This is a genomic window from Staphylococcus sp. FSL W8-0304 (assembly GCF_038006565.1).
GTDB lineage: Bacteria > Bacillota > Bacilli > Staphylococcales > Staphylococcaceae > Staphylococcus > Staphylococcus epidermidis.
In genome coordinates, this window is record NZ_JBBOVL010000001.1 from 888988 (window position 1) to 912299 (window position 23312).

Sequence of the window (23312 nt, forward strand, 5' to 3'; positions counted from 1 at the left end):
AGTAAATGAGTTTTAACAAATTCATTTACTGGCTTCTTTATTTACAATACTCCGTATTGTTGGCTCGCTTTCTTAGGGGACAGCTTCAGCCTGTAGTCTTCAGCTTGTCCTGTTCCCTCAAGAGTCTCGCCAAAATACTTTGTATTTATATGTAATTTTACATTGTAATACTTTAAAAAAATAAAGCACTTTCGTATAATTTAATAAACATCACTAAACTAAATTAACGAGGTGCCTTATGTATAAAAATTATAACATGACTCAACTTACTCTACCAATGGAAACTTCAGTTCTTATCCCCACAAATGATATTTCACGACATGTAAATGATATTGTTGAAACAATTCATGACAATGAATTCGACGAATTCAGACATCACCGTGGTGCAACTTCGTACCATCCTAAAATGATGTTAAAAGTGATTCTATATGCCTACACACAATCTGTATTCTCAGGTCGTAAAATAGAAAAAATGCTTAATGATAGCATCCGAATGATGTGGCTATCACAAAATCAAAAACCTTCTTATAAAACAATTAATCGATTTAGAGTAAATCCAAAAGTAGATGCTTTATTAGAATCTTTATTTATTCAATTTTACAGTCAGTGTGTAAAACAAAATCTTATAGATGATAAAGCTATTTTTATTGATGGTACAAAAATTGAAGCAAATGCCAATCGATATACATTTGTATGGAAAAAGAGTATTCAAAACCATGAATCAAAGATGAATGAGGATTCTAAAGCCCTCTACCATGAATTGGTAACCAATAAAATCATACCGGAAATTAAAAAAGATCATGATAATGAATTAACAAAAGAAGAAATAGATTTGATTGGTAGTCACTTAGATAAAGAAATCGAAGATTTAAACCAACATATCAACAATGAAAAATGTACTAAAACAAGAAAACAAATACGTCTCAAAAGAACTAAAATCAAAAAATACAAAAAGCAAATCAATGATTATTTTGAGCGAAAGTATCGATACGAATTTCAAAAATCTATTTTAAAGGATAGAAATAGTTATTCTAAGACAGATCATGATGCGACATTTATGAGAATGAAAGAAGATCACATGAAAAATGGACAACTTAAGCCAGGGTATAATTTACAAATAGCGACAAATTCCCAATTTGTTTTATCTTATAATGTGTATCAAAATCCAACGGATACTAGAACGATGATTCCATTTTTAAATTCAATTCAAGAGACCTACGGTCATTTACCTGAATATATTGTAGCTGATGCAGGTTATGGTAGTGAATCAAATTATAAGGCAATTATAGATGACTTTAATCGAACGCCACTCATAACATATGGAATGTTTATAAAAGATAAAACTAAAAAATATAAAAGTGACATCTTTAATACTCAAAATTGGAACTATGACGAAATTAATGACGAATTCATTTGTCCGAATAATAAACGGCTAGGTTTTAAAAGATATGCCTATCGTCATGATAAGTATGGTTATAAGCGAGACTTCAAATTATATGAATGTGATGATTGTTCAGAATGTCCTCTGAAAAATCAATGTATGAACTTCAATTCAAAAACAAACAAAAAAATAATGAAGAATTATAACTGGGAATATTTTAAATCCCAAATTAACAAAAAGCTTTCAGAACCAGAAACAAAAAATATCTACAGTCAAAGAAAAATTGATGTGGAACCTGTTTTTGGATTTATGAAGGCTATTTTGGGTTTCACTCGGATGTCTGTCCGAGGACTCAATAAAGTCAAAAGAGAACTTGGTTTTGTATTAATGGCACTTAATATAAGAAAAGTAGTAGCTCAACGAGCTGAAAATAATCAAAAAATTTATAAAAAAGACAATTTCTATATTATTTCAATAGAAATTGTCTTTTTTTCACTTATCCAAGAACTTTATGTCCCGGACTCGTTAAGTCCCATCCAACTAGAAATAGGACTTAAACATTTAGAAGTTAAAATCTTTCTAAAGTTCGAGTCCTTACGAGTATAATAAAATGATAATAGCTTGTTGAGTTGTTGGTAGGTCTAGCGTAGATAGATAAGTCATTTTATTATACTCCTTTCGTTGAATGGTTATTTATTCTATTCTTAATAGTTTGAATTGTTTTAAAATTTGATAAATTCAATTTACTACATGTGGTGAATTGTGTCAATGATAAATTTAGAATTTTCTAAAAATTTACAGAGGACAAGCTTAAATATTTTACGAAGAAATTTGAATTAAAATTTGTTACAATGATTAAGTTAATAAACCATGTAGAAATGTATATATATCTTTAAATATAGAGATAATTTGATTTTAAATAATCATATATAGGAGAGTAAAAATTGATAACTATTCACAATTTAAATGAAATGGATAAATTTGCTCAAATACTTGTAAAACATTTAAGTGCTAAGGACTTGATTTTACTAAATGGTGACCTAGGAGCAGGGAAAACTACATTAACACAATTTATAGGAAAAGCGTTAGGTGTTAAAAGAACGATAAACTCACCAACATTTAATATAATCAAATCTTATACAGGTTCAAGCATACGATTACATCATATGGACTGTTATCGACTTGAAGGTGAGGAAGATGATTTAGGTTTCGATGAATATTTTGAAGACAATGCCATCATAGTTATAGAATGGAGTAAATTTATCAAAGATTTCCTTCCTCCTAATCACTTAACGATTAATATAAATGTCAAAAATGCGAATGAGAGACAAGTATCCATTGAAACACATGGACAACATTATGCATTAGTAAAGGAGGCAATTTTAAATGAACTATCTTCTAATTGATACGTCAAACCAACCTTTATCAGTAGCTATTATGAAAGATAATGAAGTGATTGCTGAAAAAACAACTGATATCAAAAAGAATCATTCAGTGCAACTCATGCCTGAAATAGCAGAAATTCTTTCAGAAAGTAAATTAAATAAAACAGAAATAACTGATATCGTGGTAGCGGAAGGTCCAGGTTCATATACCGGTCTTAGAATAGGGGTTACTGTTGCTAAAACATTAGCTTATGCATTAAACACTAACTTATATGGTGTCTCATCACTTAAAGCACTTGCTAGCACAGTCAAAGACAGTACGAAGTTGTTAGTACCCATTTTTGATGCTAGAAGAGAAGCAGTTTATGCAGGTGTTTATCAATATCAGGACAATGAATTAATAACCATTATTGATGATACTTATATACCTATTTTTGAACTTATTGAAAAACTTCATCAACTAAACCAACCTTATGTGTTTGTAGGATATCATACCGAAAAAATAAAACATTTATTAGACAGTGACATCATAGAACAGTTACCAAAAGCTTCAAGTATGAAGCAATTAATTCAAAAACCAGAAAATATACATTCATTTACTCCTAAATACCATAAATTATCAGAGGCGGAACGAAATTGGTTAAACCAACAAGAGAACAATTGAATATTAGGAAAATGAGTGTGGAAGATGTACCTAAAGTTTTTGATATAGAAAGAGATAGTTTCTCACACAGTTCGTGGTCAATCGATGCATTTTATCATGAAATAGAAAACAACGAATTTGCAACATATTTTGTGATAGAATTTAGAGACAAAATAATTGGATATGTTGGTTTATGGTTAGTCGTTGATCAAGCACAAATTACAACGATAGCTATATCAAAAGCATATAGAGGCTATGGTCTTGGTCAACTTTTACTTAAATATGCAATGAACTATGCACGTTTTTCTTGTGATGTGATGAGTTTAGAAGTAAGAATAGATAATGATGTTGCACAACATGTTTATAGAAATTTAGGATTTCAAAATGGTGGAAAAAGAAAGAATTATTATGGAGAAGGCGAGGACGCATTAGTCATGTGGGTGAATTTGAAATGACAAATAATACATTAATTTTAGCAATAGAAACAAGTTGTGATGAAACGAGTGTAAGTGTAATAAAGAATGGCACTGAACTTTTATCTAATACTGTTTTAAGTCAAATAGATAGTCACAAACGTTTTGGTGGTGTTGTACCTGAAGTTGCTAGTAGACATCATGTTGAGGGGATAACAGCAACTATAGATGAATCATTAGTGAGTGCAAAAGTGAAAATGGAAGACATTGACGCTATTGCAGTAACACAAGGCCCCGGATTAATAGGAGCTTTATTAATTGGTATAAATGCGGCTAAAGCTTTGGCATTTGCTTATGATAAGCCTATTATTCCAGTACATCATATTGCTGGTCATATTTATGCCAATCACTTAGAACAACCGTTAACGTTTCCACTTATATCATTGATTGTATCTGGTGGTCATACTGAACTGGTATATATGAAAAATCATTTAGATTTCGAAGTGATTGGTGAAACGAGAGATGATGCAGTAGGAGAAGCTTATGATAAAGTTGCTCGAACAATCAATTTACCTTATCCTGGTGGACCGCATATTGATCGATTAGCAGCTAAAGGTAAAGATATATACGATTTTCCAAGAGTTTGGCTCGAAAAAGATAGTTATGATTTTAGTTTTAGTGGTCTTAAAAGTGCTGTAATTAATAAACTGCACAATTTAAGACAGAAAAATATTGAAATTGTAGCTGAAGATGTTGCAACAAGTTTCCAAAATAGCGTTGTAGAAGTTTTAACACATAAAGCTATTCATGCTTGTAAAACCTATCATGTTAATCGCTTAATTGTTGCAGGTGGTGTTGCTAGTAATAAAGGATTAAGAGCTGCACTAAGTGAAGCATGTAAAAAAGAAGGCATACACCTTACTATTCCAAATCCTGTTCTTTGCACTGATAATGCAGCGATGATTGGTGCTGCTGGATATTATTTATATCAAGCTGGTTTGCGTGGCGATTTAGCCTTAAATGGACAAAATAATATTGATATTGAAACTTTTTCTGTTTAAATAATATTTCAAAGCGCCTATCTAAGAGTAACTACTTTTAGATAGGCGCTTAACTTTTTTTAAATATTAAACTAATTAATTCTAGAGGTTTCGAATATTTTGTTGAGCACGCTGATAAATATCGATAGGAAACTGCGTAATGCGTAGTAATTCAATTGCATTACGTGTATTGGCTTTACCAGGTTTAATTTTGTAATCGAAAAATATGCTATTTTTTTGAATAGATTCATTAAAATGATAATTATTATATGTATTTTCTAATAATGTTGATAATTCAACATCATGTGTCGCAGCGATAACCTGATATGCTTTTTGATTATCTAAATACGATAATACGGATTCAGAAGCGGCAATACGTTCAGTTGTATTCGTTCCTTTAAAAATCTCATCTATAAAACAATATATCTTATTGCACTGATAAGTGTTAAATAATCTACGAATAGACTTAAGTTCTGACATGAAATAACTGTCACCACTTAAAACGTCATCCGCATTTGCCATTGATGTCATTACATAGCCAGGTTGATAAATAAATGAGTGAGCTGTTGCAGTTTGTATCGATTGAGCTAAAATCAAATTTAGTGCAACTGCTTTCATAAATGTAGATTTTCCTGATGCATTAGAGCCTGTGAGTAATATATGATTTGAAATGTCAATGGTGTTAGCAATCGCATTTTCTTCATCTAGCAGAGGATGAATGATTGATTTCATTTGAAGGCCATTAATATTGTTATTGATTTTAGGATAACAATAATGTGTCAAAGTATGTTGATACATAGCTATAGAGTAATGATTATCTAATATACTTATATAGTCATAACATGCCATAACTTCTTCTTGATACTTAAAGTAGCTACGTTGAATTAAATGAAATAAAACATAATCTATCATGAATACTAATTTAATAAACATAATTATGCTACTTACCATATCTTGTGATTCTACTCTAGCTAATAAACCGCTAAAACGACGTGAAGCTTTAAAATGAGTAAAATCAACACTTATCGCTGGCGTACTCTCAATCTTACTTAAAGCTTGACTTTGCTTTATAACATTAGCAGTATAAAAAATTGATTTTAAATCTTGGTCATAAGATTTTTTTAGTTTGAAAGATAATATTGCATTTAAAATCATAAAAGTAAGACATATTAATATACCTTTTGAAGGAATTAAAAAAATGAATGCGAACCCGATAAATGGTAACAACGGACAAAACATTAATAAAATATTTCGCTTAGTAGGTAACATTTGATCTGGAAACAAAGGGTATACATTTTTACCAATTTTAGAAAGAATGTAAGATACATTTAAACGAAATACTTTATTATCTTTAAACATGTTTATCAATGAGGTTTGATTTACCTTAAACATACCTCTTAAAGTTGCATATAGTCGCATTTCACCAATTGCAGTGAAATTAAAATTAATTTTATGAAATAACGTATCCATATTTAGGTCCGACCAAGTCTTATCGTCGATAAATGACTGCTTATTGTAATGATCACGGTAAGCACGGTATTGGGCATCGAATCGTGAATTAGGACGTATAAAATTTTCTGATTTTAATTTGTTATCCCATAAAGTATTTATTTTAGCAATCTGTTTACGTCTCTCTATAATAGAAATAATTACATTTACAAGTGTAATTAGGATGATGAAAGTTAATATAATTAGTACTAAGGTTTGATTGTTTGTCATGAAGTTTAGTTCTCCTTTATCTTTCTCAATAAATTATTTCATAAATGAATACCTGAAACAATTAAAAATGGAAAATAAGTTGTCAATAGGGAACGTGCGTACTTATCAACAAAATGTGAGTAAGTTGTGGGTAAGTGGTGAAGTTGTTTGTGGATATGTAAATAAATAAGTTAATTTTAAAACATAAAAGTGTCAATTTACTTGTGGATAAATAGGATAACTCTGTGGATATTGATTATGGAAGTAATTCATGCTGTTAATAATATTTGTGTAAAAACATACTAAAAGACACCGAAAAGTCATATATTCAACTTTTAGGTGTCTTGTCATTATGTTGGAAATTAGAGCTTTTCTTGTAATTTTTCCCATTCTAACATTATTTGTTCTAATTTTTGTTCGGTTTCGGATTTTTGATTGGCAAATTTACTAGCTTTTAGAGGGTCGTTAAATACTTCAGGCTGTGTTAACTGTTCTTCGATATGTGATATTGCTGATTCTAATTCTTCTATTTGTCTTTCACAATGTTCAATTTGTCTTTCTAATTTACGTTGTTGTCTTTTTTGTTGTTTTTGACTGAAATAGGTTGAAGTATTTGCGTCTTGATTTATCTCTTTATTTTCAAAATTATTTTGAATTTCTGTTTCATGTGCTTTGATAGCAGCAGCTTCTTCAGTTTTCTCAATATAATACTGATAATCTCCTAAATACATTTGGCCACCATTAAGGTTTAAATCAAAAACTTTATTTGCAAGTTGGTTAATAAAATAACGATCATGTGATACAAAAATAATCGTGCCTTCAAAATCTTTCAATGCTTGTTCAAGCATTTCTTTAGAATCAATATCTAAATGGTTAGTCGGTTCATCTAAGATAAGAACATTATCACGTTGTAACATTAAAAGTGCTAATTGTAATCGTGCTTTTTCTCCGCCGGATAAGTCATTGATAATTTTTTTAACGTCTTCTTGAACGAACAAGAAACGCCCCAATACTGCACGTACATCTTTTTCATTCATATGTGGATATTGATCCCAAACATAATCGAGAATGGTTTTATTTGATTTAAATTCAGCTTGTTTTTGATCATAGTATCCAATTTGTAAATTAGCACCAAAGATAATTTGACCACCTAGTTTGGGATGTTTTTCAGCAATTGTTTTTATCAATGTTGTTTTACCAACACCATTTGGCCCAATGATAGCTATATGATCCCCTTTAAAGACTTCGAGGTTTATAGGTTGTGTAATAGGTGAGTCGTAACCAATCTTTAAATCATGAATATGCATCACATCATTACCAGTATTACGGTCGAAGCCAAATTGTATATTTGCACTTCTAGCATCTATCATAGGTTTATCAATACGTTCCATTTTTTCCAATGTTTTACGTCTACTCTTAGCCATGCCACTTGTAGATGCACGAGTAATATTTTTTTCTACAAAGGTTTCTAAACGCTTGATTTCTTCTTGTTGCTTTTCAAATTCTTGCATGCGTTTTTCGTAATACTGATTACGTTGCTTTATAAATTGCTCATAGTTTCCTACATAGTGTTTTACATTTCCCAGAGCAACATCATAAACTTGAGTTACAATTTTATCTAAAAAATATCTATCATGACTGATAATCACAATTGCTCCTTTAAAGTACTTTAAGTAATCCTCTAACCACTTGGTTGTTTCCATGTCTAGATGGTTAGTTGGTTCATCAAGAAGGAGTAAATCGGGTTCTTTAAGTAACATTTGAGCAAGAGAAAGACGTGTTTTTTGACCACCACTAAAATCATTAATAGGCTTGTTGAAATCGCTTTCTGTAAAGTTAAGCCCGTGCAGTACTGTTTTAATTTTACTTTCATATTGATAACCATCTAATTGCTCATAACGATTAGTTAAAGTTTCATATTTTTCAATATGTGATTGATATTCATCGGATTCATAATCTTGTCCATTTCGTGCAAGCCAATCTGTTTCATCCTTAATTAAATTTTCAATTTTTTTAATGTGTTCAAAGGGCTTAGACATTTCTTCAAAGACAGTAGCTTCTGAATTGAGTGTCATTTGCTGAGTTAAATAACTCATTGTTAAATTTTTGATTTTTGATATATGACCACTATCGTAATTTTCGACACCTGCTATGATTTTCATTAATGTCGATTTACCAGCTCCATTACGGCCTACTACGCCGATTCTTTCGCCAGTTTTCACCTCAAAATTAACATCTGTGAAGATATCTTCACCATCGAACGATTTGGAGATGTCATTAAGTTGTAAAAGTATCATTCGATTCTCACCTTTCTATGTATTTGAAATAGGTTTAAACTATATATAAAGTATTTGTTTTTGAATATTTAAATTTTTGTTAATTCTATATTATCGAATTTTAAATAGAAAAATAAATTGCGTACGTTATCTTGAAATGATGTTAAACTCAATTACCTCTATTCTACAGTATTCATAGAACACATGAAACTAGGATATTTATTTTTAAAAATTAATAATGTATAATGTTTAAGTATTCGTTGTAGACAATTATTTGTATTATGAGATGACATTCAACATATGTTTTAACTCATTTACTGATTTTAAAGATACATGCATAATATACGCGAAAAAGGGGGTTAGATATATGTCAGATGATTTTAAAATTCCTCGCGCTACGTTAAAACGTTTACCTTTATATTACAGATTTGTCAGTATTTTGAAAGGTAAAGGTATAGATCGTGTTAATTCTAAAACAATAAGTGAAGCACTACAAATTGATTCAGCTACAATAAGAAGAGACTTTTCATACTTTGGTGAATTAGGAAAAAAAGGATATGGATATAATATAGATAGTATGCTTGAATTCTTTAAATCAGAATTAAGTGAGAGCGATCAAATTAAAATTGCCATTATAGGTATTGGTAATTTAGGGCGTGCATTACTTACATATAACTTTTCAATACATGATGAGATGACAATTACTGAAGCTTTTGATATTAGATCAGATATTATAGGTGAAAATATTGGTGACGTTGTGGTAAAACATAGCGATGATATCAAAACGACATTAGAATCAGAAGATATTGATGTAGTCATTTTAACAACACCAGATAATGTAGCACAACAAGTAGCTGATGAACTTGTGAAAGCCGGTGTTAAAGGTATACTAAACTTTACACCACGTCGAATTAAAACACCCCAAGATGTCCAAGTACATCATATTGACTTTGGTATAGAGTTACAATCATTATTGTTCTTCATGAAAAATTATAGTAAATAATTAATAAAAATCACTTTAACATAGTACTCTCAATTGAGAGTGCTTTTTTTATATTAAACAGTTACAATAGATTATAAATACGAAACTTTTTTAACAAAAATTGTAAGTTGATATTTATTGAAATGGGAGATTGAAACAAGTGACTCAAGAAATAAATTGTAATTTCAAACCACATATTCTTAGAATAATGACAGTTCCTGGTATATTGTTGATACGTGAAAATAAGTTGGAGTTTCAGGCATATAATCAAAACAATAATCCATTCAATATCCAATTCGAACTCTCTAGCATTGTGCGGTATAGAATATCTAAAGGTTTATTAGGAAATAAATTGTTTATTTATTATTCTGATCGAGAGTGGTATAAATTTAGTAACTTATCTAAAAATGACTTAAACAAACTCACAAAATATTTATATTAAAAAATAATAAAGAAAATTAAGAATTTGCAAAATATTGTCCTTTCTACTATAATACCTTAGTATTTATATCGGAAAAAGGTGATAAAATGGTTTGGACAATTATAAGCGGATTAGTCGTTGGCATATTGCTAGGATTTGTAATGCAGAGAACAAGATTTTGTTTAGCTGGTGGATTTAGAGATATGTACGTTCAAAAGAGTAACAAAATGTTTTATGCATTGCTTATTGCTATTACAGTCCAAAGTATTGGTTTACTTATTCTAAAGAACTTGAATCTTATTGAGGTTCCAGCAGAAACATTTCCAGTTATAGGAACTATTTTGGGATCTTTCGTTTTTGGAATAGGAATAGTATTAGCTGGAGGATGCGCGACTGGAACTTGGTATAGGGCTGGTGAAGGGTTAATTGGAAGTTGGGTGGCATTAATATTTTATGCATTGACTTCAGCCGTAACTAAAACTGGGGTACTTCTTCCAATAATGAATCAAATAAATAAACCGACACAAGTCAGCACAAGTATGACAAGTACAACTGGTATACCACAATGGATTCTCGTCACGTTATTAACTGTAATTACAATATTTTTAGTTGTAAAAACAATTCGAAAGCCTAAAATAATGGTGCCCCAACTTAAACAAAAATATAGTGGTATTAGACATTATCTATTTGAAAAAAGATATCATCCATTTGTTGCTGGCATTGCAATAGGTTTTATTGCTCTACTTGCTTGGCCTATGAGTGAATCTACTGGGAGAATGGGTGGCTTAGGTATAACAACACCATCTGCAAATCTTGTAAATTATCTTATTTCAGGAGATTTAAAATTTATTGATTGGGGTGTGCTTTTGGTACTAGGTATATTCATAGGTTCTTATATAGCTGCAAAAGGGTCTAAAGAATTTAGATGGAGATTGCCAGATATTAAGACAATTCGCAATAGTGCGCTTGGTGGCATATTTATGGGATTTGGTGCTTCAGTTGCAGGTGGTTGCTCTATCGGTAATGGTTTAGTAGAGACAGCTACAATGAGTTGGCAAGGATGGATTGCTTTAGCCTCTATGATTATTGGTGTTTGGTTTATGAGTTATTTTATTTTTGTAAAACCTATGAAAAAGTTACAACAAGTATCTCAAAGCTAATATTGGTTATTCAAATGTGACATTAGATAAAGTGAATGAGGAGGTATATCAATGGTATACGAATTAGGAACAGTAGGAATGGTTTGTCCATTTCCTTTAATAGAAGCACAAAAGAAAATGAATGAATTAAATCAAGGGGATGAATTGAAAATCGATTTCGATTGCACCCAGGCTACTGAAGCATTGCCTAATTGGGCTGCAGAAAATGGATATCCAGTTACAAACTATGAGCAACTTGATGATGCATCATGGACGATTACTATTCAAAAGGCATAAAAACTTAAAGTTATAAAGTTGATAAAAGGATTTTTTAAGGATAGGAAATTAAGCAAATTTAATTATAGATTAGATTGACGAGAAAAAAGGTTAAATTAAATAGCCTTTAGCTATATCATTGAAAGAAAGAGCTAAACTTGAAAACTGTTTTTTTAATTTAATGAAATTCGTTAGTAGAATTATGATAGCCTGAGACAACAATCATTGTCCCAGGCTTATTTATTATTGTAATGAGATAACTAAATCAAGATTATCTTTTAATTATACTCATTACTAACGCTGTGTAACGAAAGTAATTATGTTTTTTGTACTACACTTATATATGCGATGTAACTTAAAGTAACATACTGTGTAACATGACCTTACCTAATTTTGCTTTTTAAAAAAACACTCATTATGATGTTTTTAAAGGAAGTGGTAAGTATGAATATGAATGATACAATATTTCTATTTTTATGTACTCTATTAGTATGGTTAATGACACCGGGTTTAAGCCTTTTTTATGGAGGACTCGTACAATCAAAAAATGCTTTGAATACTGTAATGCAAAGTATGGTTGCCATTGTCATTGTCACATTTGTATGGATAATGATTGGTTTTTCTTTAAGTTTTGATGGAGGTAGTCAATGGATAGGTGGTTTGAAGTTTTTGGGTCTTCATCATGTTGGTTTTGAAACTTCAAAAACCTTGAGTCCTCATATCCCTCTCTCATTATTTATGTTGTTTCAAATGATGTTTTGTACAATTGCGGTATCTATTTTATCAGGTTCGATAGCCGAGAAAATGAGATTCATTCCTTATCTGATTTTTGTGAGTTTATGGGTTCTATTAATTTATAGCCCTGTTGCCCATTGGGTATGAGGTGGTGGTTGGATTAGTAAAATTGGAGCAATAGATTATGCGGGTGGAACAGTAGTTCATATAACATCAGGTGTATCTGGTTTGGTTCTTGGGATAATGATAGGTATAGGTAAGAAGAAAGAAAAACATACTCCCCATAATCTATTAATTACACTTATAGGTGGTATATTAGTTTGGTTAGGATGGTATGGATTTAATGTGGGCAGTGCATTTACATTCGATCACATAGCCATGATATCGTTTGTGAATACAGTTATTGGTGCAAGTGCAGGTGCTTTCGGTTGGTTAATCTTTGAATATATCTTGAAAAAGACTACAAGTTTACTAGGTCTTTTATCTGGAGCACTTTCTGGTCTTGTCGCTATTACACCAGCAGCAGGATACGTCAGCTATATGAGTGCTATGATTATTGCAATAATTGGTGGCATAGGTTGCTATATCGTTATAAATTTAATCAAAGTAAAACTCCAATATAATGATGCACTTGATGCATTTGGTATTCATGGTGTAGGTGGTATCTTAGGAGCTGTGTTTACAGGAGTTTTTCAATCACATCAAATTAATAGTGCGGTGCAGAATGGTTTTATCTATACAGGTGATTTTAAAATAGTAGTCATTCAACTTGGCGCGGCAATTGCGACTGTCGTTTTTAGCGCAATAGTCACATTTTTGATTGCTAGATTTATTAAAATTTTTACTCCTTTAGCTACAACTCAAGAAGAAGATAAAACCGGACTCGATGTTATAGTACACGGTGAGAAAGCATATTTCTATGGAGAGCTAAATAAGTTTAATCGTCATATTAAGTTTTAAAATTATATAAATGACAATCACCTAACACGTCAATTTATTTAATCGTATTCTAAACAATAATTTCAACTATTTAAAGCGTTGGTTCATATGATAAAATAAAAAGAAATGATTGATGACGTGATAGGTGATTTTTTATGAAAAATATATCAGATATAGCAAAACTAGCTGGAGTATCGAAAAGTACTGTTTCACGCTTTTTAAATAATGGATCTGTAAGTCCAGCAACAAAAGAAAAAATAACTAAAATAATAGAAGAAAATAATTATCAACCTAATCAATTTGCACAAAGCTTAAGAGCTCGACGTACCAATTTGATTGGAGCAATTATTCCACGTATGAATTCATACGCTGTTGATGAAACGATTAAGGGCTTGGTACACCAGTGTAATCAACATCGATACCAGTTATTATTAAATTACACAGGATTAGAAATAGACGGTGAAATTTCGGCACTAAAAACATTATCACGTAGTAAAGTTGATGGAATCGTGCTAATGGCAACACATATTACTGAAGCGCATATTGAAGTCATTGAGAAAATAGATGTTCCTGTCATTATAGTAGGACAAAAACATGATCAACTATATAGTATATATCACGATGATTATGAAGCTGGATATAAAATTGGAGTACTCATTGGTGAAAAAGGATGTCGAAATGTACATTTCTTTGGTGTAAGTGAAGAAGATATTGCAGTTGGTGTTCAACGTAAGCTGGGAGTTATTCAAGCGCTGAATGACTATCACATAAGTCCGAAAATTTATGAGACAACATTTAAGCATGAACAAGCTTTTAAAGATGTAAGTCAGCAACTTAAAAGAGTACATCATGCTGATGCGATAGTTGGAGCAACTGATACCATTGCTTTTGCAATCCATAAATATTGCTCTGATCATAAACAAAGGTTTTACAATTGTTCAATATATGGATTTGGTGGAGACCCTATGACTCAAATAGTATCACCTGTCATTCAAACGGTTAGCTATAATTACTTTGAAGCAGGAGAGCAAGCATTAAAAGAAATTAACCAACTATTAAAAGGTGAACAAACAGCATTAAAAATAAAAATTCCTATCCAATTGAATTAACATGCACAACAAGTTTGTTTTAGTTAAAATGGAACCGATACCACATATAATGATAATTGCTAATCAAATTGGTATAATTATTGTGAAAACATAGTTAAATGAAATAATTAATTATATGTTGACTGGTATCAATTGGATATTAATAGGCCTGAATTTAAACATATCAAACAGTGACATTATTAACATATTTCTCTAAATCAATATGTTAGAATAATAGAGTTATTAATATATAAATAATTGTAGTAGGAGGAAGAACATAGTGGAGTGGACTCGTGAAGAGAGATACCAACGTATTGAGGATGTTGATAAAACATATCTTGAGCAACTGAAACACCAAGTGGATACATCTTTATATAGACAAACATTTCATATCCAACCTGAAATGGGTTTATTGAATGATCCAAACGGACTCATTTATTATGAAGGATACTACTATATTTCACATCAATGGTTTCCGTTAGGTGCTGTGCACGGTTTAAAATATTGGTTTAATTATAAAAGCAAAGATTTATTACATTTTGAACCTCAAGGAACACTTCTTAAACCTGATACTAAGTATGATAGTCATGGCGTATACAGTGGAAGTGCTTTTGAATATCAAAATCATCTTTATTATATGTATACAGGCAATCATCGTGACCAACATTGGAATAGAATTTCCAGTCAAATGATTGCCAGAATGAACAAAGACGGAAAAATAGAGAAGTTTCCTAAACCTGTGATTCATGGACAACCTGAAGGGTATACAAGTCATTTCAGGGATCCAAAGGTATTTGAAAAAAATAGTCAACTGTACGCTATTCTAGGTGCTCAAAATGAAAATGAGATGGGGCGTTTACTTTTATATCGTAGTCAAGATGTTGTTGATTGGTATTTTGAAGGTGAGATTAAAACTAATCTGACTCAATTTGGTTATATGTGGGAGTGTCCTGATTATTTTAGACTAGGCAATAAAGATGTCATACTCATGTGTCCACAAGGTGTTGAAGCTGAAGGAGATAAATTTAGAAATATCTATCAATCAGGATATATGATAGGAGATTTAAACTTTAATGATCTATTTTTCGACCATGAAAGTTTTCAAGAATTGGATAATGGTTTTGATTTCTACGCGCCACAAACGTTTATTGATGCAGATGGACAACGCATTTTAATAGGATGGATGGGACTTCCAGATACAGAGTATCCTACAGATAAAGAGGGGTGGGCCCATTGTCTTACTATTCCTCGAGTGCTTACCATTGAAAATGGAAAACTTAAGCAACGACCTTTTAAGCAGTTAGAAGATTTAAGAACAAATAAAGAAACAGCTTTGGGATATGCTAATAAATTCAAACGTAAATTACATCCATATGAGGGTAAACAGTATGAGATGATTATAGATATATTAGAAAATGATGCTTCAGAAATATATTTTGAATTGCGTAGCTCTCGATCTGAATCTACACTAATTACTTATAATAAACACGAAAATAAACTCACTTTAGATCGTACCGATAGTGGGAAATTACCATCAAATGTCGATGGAACAACGCGTTCTACCATTTTAGACTCACCATTAAAACAGTTACAAATTTTTGTAGATACATCTAGTATCGAAATATTTTGTAATGATGGTGAGCGTGTTTTAACCTCACGTATTTTCCCAAATGAGGATGCTACTGGTATAAAAGCTTCGACTGAATCTGGTCAAGTATATTTAAAATTCACTAAATATGAATTAAAAGGGTGATTTATAATGAGACGTCTATTTGCCATTGGAGAGGCATTAATTGATTTCATACCACACGTAACACATTCAAAATTAAAAGATGTTGAACAATTTAGTCGACAAGTTGGAGGCGCACCGTGTAACGTAGCGGCTACAGTAAGTAAACTAGGTGGAAAATCAGAAATGATAACACAACTAGGAAATGACGCGTTTGGTGATATCATTGTAGAAACAATTGAACAACTTGGTGTAGGTACGCAATATATTAAGCGAACTAATAAAGCAAATACTGCGTTGGCATTTGTCAGCCTTCAAGATGATGGTCAAAGAGATTTCTCATTTTATCGTAAACCTTCTGCAGATATGTTATATCAACCTGAAAATATTGATGATATTAAAGTTTTCCAAGACGATATTTTACATTTTTGTTCTGTAGATTTAATAGAGAGTGACATGAAATATGCCCATGAGAAAATGATTGAAAAATTCGAGTCAGTAGGAGGTACTATTGTTTTTGATCCTAATGTACGCTTACCTTTATGGGAAGATAAACTCGAATGTCAACGTACAATTAATGCGTTCATACCTAAAGCTCATATTGTTAAAATATCTGATGAAGAATTATTATTTATTACTGGTAAGAAGAATGAAGATGAAGCAATTCAATCTTTATTTAGAGGTCAAGTTAATGTAGTGATTTATACGCAAGGAGCACAAGGTGCCACTATTTTTACCAAAGATGATTATCGTATTCATCATGAGGGGTATCAAGTTCAAGCAATTGATACAACTGGTGCTGGTGACGCATTTATAGGTGCTATTATTTATTGCATACTCCAGGCTCGGCATTCTGAATGTAAAGATTTATTTAAGGAAAAGGGAAAGGATATACTAGCGTTTAGTAATCGTGTTGCAGCACTTACAACAACGAAACATGGTGCTATTGAAAGTTTGCCAACAAAAGAAGATATAAAAGACTATTATTGATTAAAAACATAAGAAATAAGTCAAACACCCACCTTTACAACTTCATATCGTAAAGGTGGGTGTTACATTATATTTTTTTAACATTACGTACTGAAGCGAAACAATTTTCGCCATTCTTAAAGTAAACAATACGTTCTTTTGAATCAATAGATTCAATATTATGCCTGTTTATCACAAAACTGTTATGACATCTAAAGAAACGTTCATCAAGCTGTGCTAATTCTTTTAAATTTCCATAAAATTCAATTTGTCGATTATCAAGATGTGCGATGAGTCTATGAGATTTCGTAGATGATTCAAAAAACATAATATCATCATATTGAACGTATACTGAATTACTTCCACGTTTTAACTCAATCGTATCTACATTACTTTCTTTAGATAATAATTTGAGTCGTGTATGTGCTGTTTCAAGACAATCTATGATTCTCATTTTTAATTCAGATGGATCATCCTTAAAAATAAAATCCATAGCAGCCACTTTATAAACAAACGTCAAATAAGTCAGTTCACTGTGACTGGTTACAAATATAATATTACCAACAGGATCATGTTTACGAATTTCACTGGCTAATTTAATACCGTTCATATCAGCTTCTAATTGAATATCAAGGAAGTAACAACCAATGTCATTAAGTTCTTTTGATTGCTCTAAGACCTCATAAGGATCATTTGTTGCTAAAGTTAACTCCATTGGCTTTTCTTCAATCATTATGTAGTTTTTAATGATTGATACCATATGTTCTCTTTGTCTTTGGTCATCTTCACAAACAAAAATTTTCATTTAATTCTACACATCCTTATGATTCCTTATTATTTATTTCTACTTTTTGTACAAAGTAACCATTTTCGATGACAGTATCTAATAAAACATTCTCGTTTGAGTCTGTCAGTTCTTTTAAAGTTGATAAACCTAAACCGCGATTATCGCCTTTGGTAGAAAAACCTTGTTCAAATAACTCATGAATTTTAGGAATATCATCACTACATTTATTCATAACGATAAAAGTGACAGATTCATCATTATCAATGAATGCGATATTGATGAGTGGTTCTTCAAGATTTTCTGAAGCTTCAATAGCATTATCAACTATAATACCTATAATACGACTAAGCTCAACAGTATTCATAGAGATACGATCAATTTCATCAGGAACCTCAATACTAATTGGAATACGTTTTTCTTGAGCTTGAATAATTTTAGTAGTAATGAGCCCTTTAATTTCTCTCACTTTCAATTTTTCAATACCATTCATTTTAATAGAGCGAGTTTTTAATTTATCTTTCATTGGGACGATATGTTCATCAAAATATTTGCGTAATCCAGGCATATCATCTTCTCTTATGTAATCTGAAAGAGTGGTGAGGATATTAACATAATCATGTCGGAACTTACGCATTTCATTGTTAATGCTTTCTATACGTAACGTGTACTCATAATATGCTTCGATTTCTTGTAGCTTACGTTTATATTTCATTTCACGTAGTGCGAAAGCCGATAACAATAATATAACCAAACTCAAAAGTACGGTAATAGAAACAAAAATAATAGCATAAAAGTTCAAACTATTACTTTCTTGTAAATTAGTTTGTGAAATTATATAGAAGTATATAAAAGCAATAGCTAATACAAAAGAAATAATAATGTAATACCTTTTGCTTAAATATAAATAAGAATACCTAAGCCTAATTAATAAGTGTTTAAATAAATGTGCCAAAATTAAAGATAAAATGATAAAAATTGAAAAATGAAAGATATTATAAAAATAAATATTATGTATTATATTTTCAGTATATAAACTGATAGCTACTGTAATAAAATTTGTTAAATATGACAACAAAGTGCTCATTAACACTATAACAATAGAATACCATCTTACTTTTGAATAGAAGAAAATTATAATCATTAATACTACAAGTACAAGTGCTTGGCTTGCATAAACATTATATAATATTGCAGAAAGGATTATAATTCCAGTAATGAAAATATAATCCTTTCCTACAAATTTAATATTAGCAATAGTTTTTGTAACCCAAACCAAAAGAAACACTTGTATAGCTGCAAATGGTAAAAAGTCAAGTTTACCCATTGAATACACTCTTTCTACAAAATTCTACTCATCTAGTTTAGTTAATTCTTCTGGCACTTGTGGCTCATCGAGATAATTACTACAAGGGTTGTATTTTGATGCGTTACCAATTACTGCCATAAAGTTTGAAAAAATTTTTAAAAGTAAGCCACCTAATAAATTCATATTTGTTAATCCTCCTTAGGAAAAAATATTGGTAAAAGTGTAATAGACTCTATTACAACACCCGAGATAACATTTTTTTTGAATACTTCTTCTAGTGTTAAAGCGATTGTTATGATTACGATAAAACTTAATATGGAGAGTACTTTTTTCTTCTTAAGTAAACGTTTAGGTATAGGTTGTTTCTTTGTTGCAGCCGGTGCAAAAGATATTACTAATAAAAAACTAATCATGGCTAAAAAATAAAATATATTTGTACTAAGAGGAAGGTGTAGTACTAGCCAAGGTAAAAATAAAAAATAAAGAATATTTTGTATATGACATTGAAGAGTTGTTTTAGCATGTGCACCATGAGCAAATATTCTTAATAGAAAGTAACTAATATGAGTTAAAAATGTAAAAATGAGCAAATCAAAAAAATAAGATAGTCCATATAGAACCACTGTTTTTTCAATATTACCAGCAACTACTTGCATCCCTAAACGAACTTTTAGAAACTCAATGTGATCTAAGTTATTTTTACGTTGTAAATATTGAGCAAATTGCTCAATTTTTTTATCGATGATTTTCACTTGTCGTCTACTCTCCTCAAGTGTCATTATACTATTTTGCGCAACATTTTTTAGAAAGCATGCCTAACTGTCAAAAAAACATACCTAAGTGTTTTAATTAAGTGCTATTAGATATTTTATCATATTTAGTTTTACAGTTGAGTACTAAATATTGCTATTTACGAAATTTTAATCTTTAAATGGAAAAATCATGTTTTAATAGACTCATATCACAGAGATGTGATTGAAAGATAGTTGAAAAATTTGCTTAATCTAGTCGAGTGAATGTTAAATTCATTCGTATCCATTACCTTAATTCGAAAGGAGTGAAGTTATAATGGCAGCAGATATCATTTCTACAATCGGTGATTTAGTAAAATGGATTATCGATACAGTTAATAAATTCAAAAAATAATTTTTGAATGAGTCTATTGTAACTTTTGTAACTTTGTTTTCTTCGTATAATTAATACTATTAGTGAGTTGTTGAGCCATCCCAACTTAATAATTTACTAATATAAACTAAGCAAGTGAGAAGCATTTGCTAGTAGCTGTAGTTTCCTTGGACTCAGTGTTACGTATTATTTTTAGCTACCTTAATAGGTAATTATTTCTAGCATGTAAGCTATCGTAAACAACATTCAATTTATCATGTTAAATAGATAAATTCACTAAAATTTTTTCATAATTAATAACATCCCCAAAAAATAGATTGAAAAAATAACTGTAAAAACATTCCCTTAATAATAAGTTATCAAGCCGTGAGTCTCTCCCAAGCTCACGGCTTTAACTATGCTATTTATAAAGATGTGGTTTTAGATTTTTGAAAACTGGAATATATTCTCTTTGTTTATCTACTAAGTCTATGTCGATATGTGTTGTTAGTACACCTTCTTTATCATCTAAATGGCCTAAAATTTCACCATTAGGATTAATGACAATTGAATTTCCAGCATAATTGGTGTGACCATCATCACCACAACTATTACAAGCTACAATAAAAATATCATTTTCGATTGCTCTCGCTTTTAGTAATGATAACCAATGATCTAGTCTTGAGTTAGGCCACTGTGCTACATAAAAAGCAATTTTAGCACCTTTTCTAGCTGGATAGCGTAATATCTCTGGAAATCGTAAGTCATAACAAATGATTTGTGTCACAAGTGTTTGATCAGATAAATAAAAAGGTTCAGGGACTACATGTCCACCACATAAAAAGTCTGGTTCACGTAACATTGGCACGAGATGTATTTTGTCATATTCATTAATCAATTCTCCGTTTTTATTGATTGCAAAAGCAGTATTATATATATGATTTTCTCTTATATTTGACACTGAACCTGCAATGATATCCACATTAAATGTATGTGCTAAATCTTTTATAAAGAGAGAACTGTCTTTAAGATTTTTATCAGCTTTTTGTTCTAATTCTTCTAAAGCATAACCGTTATTCCACATTTCAGGAAGCACGACGACACTGGTATCTTTATCTAAATATTGCTTAAACTTAGTTTTGATATTTTGCATATTTTTTTCAACATTTCCACGTTCTACATTGAATTGAAGTATTTGGATTTTCAATATATTCACCCGCCTGTCGTTTTAGTTATAAGATACTAAAATTGCCAGTTAAAGGCAAAATTTCATTTAAAATATCTAAAATTAAATCATGTTAATCTATACATACAACTATATTGAACTAACATAAATTTTGAAATTTTGTTAGGCTTAGGGTGAAGCTTTAGCTTACATTTAATTATCAAGTACTAATTAAAATAAAAAATTTCATGAATTCTGTTGTTTACAAATAGTTACTTTTACGTTTCAACTTTATTAATATTAATTTTCAATAATCATATTTAAATGCAAAATGCTTAGTTTTTTTATATACTTGAAATAACAAAAGATTGTAATGGGGAGGTGGTTGAATCTATGAAAAAGTTTAACATTAAACATTCATTTATGCTTACGGGCTTTGCGTTCATGGTAACTACATCATTATTCAGTCACCAAGCACATGCTGAGGGTAGTCATCCTATTGACATTAATTTTTCTAAAGACCGGATTGATAAGAATACAGCTAAGAGTAATACTATCAATGAAGTGAATGACACTAGTCGCACAGGAAATAGTATGAATTCGGATAATGATTTAGACACAGATATCGTTTCAGATAGTGATTCAGATTCAGACATTGACACATATTTAGATAGTGATTCAGATTCAGGTAGTGACTCAGGTGCAGACAGTGATTCCGATTCAGATAGTGATTCGGACTCAGATAGTAACTCAGATTCAGACAGTGACTCTGACTCAGATAGTGACTCAGATTCAGACAGTGATTCAGATTCAGACAGCGATTCGGACTCAGATAGTGACTCAGATGCAGACAGTGACTCGGATTCAGATAGTGACTCAGATGCAGACAGTGATTCGGATTCAGATAGTGACTCAGATGCAGACAGTGATTCCGATTCTGACAATGACTCAGATTCAGATAGTGATTCAGACTCTGATACAAGTTCAGGTAAGGGTTCACATACCGGAAAAAAACCTAGTAACACTAAAGGAAATACAAATAGACCTTCTCAAAGTCATACGAATCAACCCCAAAGGCCTAAATACAATCAAACAAATCAAAACAATATAGACCATAATATTAATCATACACGTACTAATGGAGACGGTGCGCCATATAAACGTCGACAAAATATTATTAATTCTAGCTCAGGTCATAGAAATCAAAATAATATAAATCAATTTATATGGAATAAAAATGGCTTTTTTAAATCTCAAAATAATATCGAACATAGAATGAATAGTAGTGATAATACCAATTCATTAATTAGTAGATTTAGACAATTAGCAACGGGTGCCTATAAGTACAATCCGTTTTTGATTAATCAAGTAAAAAATTTGAATCAATTAGATGGAAAGGTCACAGATAGTGACATTTATAGCTTGTTTAGAAAGCAATCATTTAGAGGAAATGAATATTTAAATTCATTACAAAAAGGGACAAGCTATTTCAGATTTCAATATTTTAATCCACTTAATTCTAGTAAGTACTATGAAAATTTAGACGATCAGGTTTTAGCTTTAATTACAGGACAAATCGGCTCAATGCCAGAACTTAAAAAACCTACGGATAAAGAAGATAAAAATCACAGCGCCTTCAAAAACCATAGTGCAGATGAAATAACAACAAATAATGACGAACACTCCAAAGATTATGATAAGAAAAAGAAAATGCATCGAAGTCTTTTATCATTAAGTATTGCAATAATTGGAATTTTTCTAGGAGTCACTGGACTATATATCTTTAGAAGAAAAGGGTAATAAAATAAGCATCTCGCTATGTATAATAATTAATTT

General features: G+C 30.7%; 20 protein-coding genes and 2 pseudogenes. 15 read left to right on the forward strand and 7 right to left on the reverse strand.

Annotated features, from left to right (window positions below; all coding sequences use genetic code 11):
* The first annotated feature begins 238 nt into the window (after positions 1-238).
* The 5 genes and pseudogenes from NST35_RS04095 (at position 239) to tsaD (ending at position 4883) form a co-directional block, all read left to right on the forward strand.
* Positions 239-1910, forward strand: a pseudogene (locus NST35_RS04095) (IS1182 family transposase).
* A 415-nt stretch (positions 1911-2325) separates the two neighbouring features.
* On the forward strand, positions 2326-2787 hold the full coding sequence (gene tsaE / locus NST35_RS04100) for a tRNA (adenosine(37)-N6)-threonylcarbamoyltransferase complex ATPase subunit type 1 TsaE (protein WP_002447530.1): 462 nt from the start codon (positions 2326-2328) through the stop codon (positions 2785-2787).
* A complete protein-coding gene (tsaB, locus tag NST35_RS04105) occupies positions 2768-3430 on the forward strand; it encodes a tRNA (adenosine(37)-N6)-threonylcarbamoyltransferase complex dimerization subunit type 1 TsaB (protein ID WP_002447529.1) in 663 nt (220 codons plus the stop codon). Before tsaE ends, tsaB begins: the two co-directional genes overlap by 20 nt.
* Positions 3403-3864 (forward strand): ribosomal protein S18-alanine N-acetyltransferase, encoded by a 462-nt coding sequence (rimI, locus tag NST35_RS04110; RefSeq protein ID WP_002457903.1) that lies wholly within the window; start codon positions 3403-3405, stop codon positions 3862-3864. The genes tsaB and rimI overlap by 28 nt, the downstream gene beginning before the upstream one ends.
* Complete coding sequence (gene tsaD / locus NST35_RS04115; RefSeq protein ID WP_002457904.1) at positions 3861-4883, forward strand: tRNA (adenosine(37)-N6)-threonylcarbamoyltransferase complex transferase subunit TsaD; 1023 nt, start codon at positions 3861-3863, stop codon at positions 4881-4883. Before rimI ends, tsaD begins: the two co-directional genes overlap by 4 nt.
* A gap of 81 nt (positions 4884-4964) precedes the next feature.
* On the opposite strand, the gene NST35_RS04120 is transcribed toward tsaD, so the two are convergent.
* Both NST35_RS04120 and NST35_RS04125 read right to left on the reverse strand, forming a co-directional pair.
* Entirely contained in the window at positions 4965-6581 is a 1617-nt protein-coding gene (locus NST35_RS04120) for a MutS-related protein (RefSeq protein ID WP_002457905.1), read from the reverse strand.
* Positions 6582-6922: 341 nt separating this feature from the next.
* Positions 6923-8857, reverse strand: coding sequence for an ABC-F family ATP-binding cassette domain-containing protein (locus NST35_RS04125; RefSeq protein ID WP_002457907.1), 1935 nt, complete (start codon positions 8855-8857; stop codon positions 6923-6925).
* 346 nt (positions 8858-9203) lie between these two features.
* Between NST35_RS04125 and NST35_RS04130 the strand changes: the two genes are divergently transcribed.
* The 8 genes and pseudogenes from NST35_RS04130 to NST35_RS04165 all read left to right on the forward strand — a co-directional run bounded on the left by NST35_RS04130 (position 9204) and on the right by NST35_RS04165 (position 17135).
* Complete coding sequence (locus NST35_RS04130) at positions 9204-9839, forward strand: redox-sensing transcriptional repressor Rex (protein ID WP_002457908.1); 636 nt, start codon at positions 9204-9206, stop codon at positions 9837-9839.
* Between the two features lie 139 nt (positions 9840-9978).
* Complete coding sequence (locus NST35_RS04135) at positions 9979-10260, forward strand: hypothetical protein (protein WP_032604478.1); 282 nt, start codon at positions 9979-9981, stop codon at positions 10258-10260.
* A gap of 86 nt (positions 10261-10346) precedes the next feature.
* On the forward strand, positions 10347-11399 hold the full coding sequence (locus tag NST35_RS04140; protein ID WP_002457909.1) for a YeeE/YedE family protein: 1053 nt from the start codon (positions 10347-10349) through the stop codon (positions 11397-11399).
* A gap of 51 nt (positions 11400-11450) precedes the next feature.
* The gene (locus NST35_RS04145) at positions 11451-11675 is read left to right on the forward strand and encodes a sulfurtransferase TusA family protein (protein WP_001830019.1); all 225 of its coding nucleotides are present in this window, start codon (positions 11451-11453) and stop codon (positions 11673-11675) included.
* 423 nt (positions 11676-12098) lie between these two features.
* Positions 12099-13349: pseudogene (locus NST35_RS04150) on the forward strand (ammonium transporter).
* 134 nt (positions 13350-13483) lie between these two features.
* Entirely contained in the window at positions 13484-14437 is a 954-nt protein-coding gene (locus NST35_RS04155; protein ID WP_002457911.1) for a LacI family DNA-binding transcriptional regulator, read from the forward strand.
* A 259-nt stretch (positions 14438-14696) separates the two neighbouring features.
* Positions 14697-16169, forward strand: a complete 1473-nt coding sequence (locus tag NST35_RS04160; RefSeq protein WP_002457912.1) for a sucrose-6-phosphate hydrolase — start codon at positions 14697-14699, stop codon at positions 16167-16169.
* Between the two features lie 6 nt (positions 16170-16175).
* Positions 16176-17135, forward strand: coding sequence for a carbohydrate kinase family protein (locus NST35_RS04165; RefSeq protein WP_002457913.1), 960 nt, complete (start codon positions 16176-16178; stop codon positions 17133-17135).
* A gap of 67 nt (positions 17136-17202) precedes the next feature.
* Here NST35_RS04165 and agrA read toward each other — a convergent pair whose 3' ends face one another.
* Genes agrA through NST35_RS04185 form a run of 4 tightly spaced genes read right to left on the reverse strand, consistent with a single transcriptional unit; the run spans position 17203 to position 19959 of the window.
* Complete coding sequence (gene agrA, locus NST35_RS04170; protein WP_002447515.1) at positions 17203-17919, reverse strand: quorum-sensing response regulator AgrA; 717 nt, start codon at positions 17917-17919, stop codon at positions 17203-17205.
* Positions 17920-17935: 16 nt separating this feature from the next.
* A complete protein-coding gene (gene agrC / locus NST35_RS04175) occupies positions 17936-19225 on the reverse strand; it encodes a quorum-sensing sensor histidine kinase AgrC (RefSeq protein WP_002457914.1) in 1290 nt (429 codons plus the stop codon).
* Between the two features lie 24 nt (positions 19226-19249).
* Positions 19250-19390, reverse strand: coding sequence for a cyclic lactone autoinducer peptide AgrD (gene agrD, locus NST35_RS04180; protein WP_002447513.1), 141 nt, complete (start codon positions 19388-19390; stop codon positions 19250-19252).
* Between the two features lie 5 nt (positions 19391-19395).
* Positions 19396-19959, reverse strand: a complete 564-nt coding sequence (locus NST35_RS04185) for an accessory gene regulator AgrB (protein WP_002457915.1) — start codon at positions 19957-19959, stop codon at positions 19396-19398.
* Positions 19960-20275: 316 nt separating this feature from the next.
* Here NST35_RS04185 and hld point away from each other — a divergent pair, with 316 nt between their 5' ends.
* Complete coding sequence (gene hld / locus NST35_RS04190; protein WP_002494082.1) at positions 20276-20353, forward strand: delta-hemolysin; 78 nt, start codon at positions 20276-20278, stop codon at positions 20351-20353.
* A 379-nt stretch (positions 20354-20732) separates the two neighbouring features.
* Here hld and NST35_RS04195 read toward each other — a convergent pair whose 3' ends face one another.
* Positions 20733-21518 (reverse strand): carbon-nitrogen family hydrolase, encoded by a 786-nt coding sequence (locus NST35_RS04195; RefSeq protein WP_002457916.1) that lies wholly within the window; start codon positions 21516-21518, stop codon positions 20733-20735.
* Positions 21519-21869: 351 nt separating this feature from the next.
* Here NST35_RS04195 and sdrH point away from each other — a divergent pair, with 351 nt between their 5' ends.
* Positions 21870-23276, forward strand: a complete 1407-nt coding sequence (gene sdrH / locus NST35_RS04200) for an MSCRAMM-like protein SdrH (protein ID WP_340747263.1) — start codon at positions 21870-21872, stop codon at positions 23274-23276.
* Positions 23277-23312: the final 36 nt, after the last annotated feature.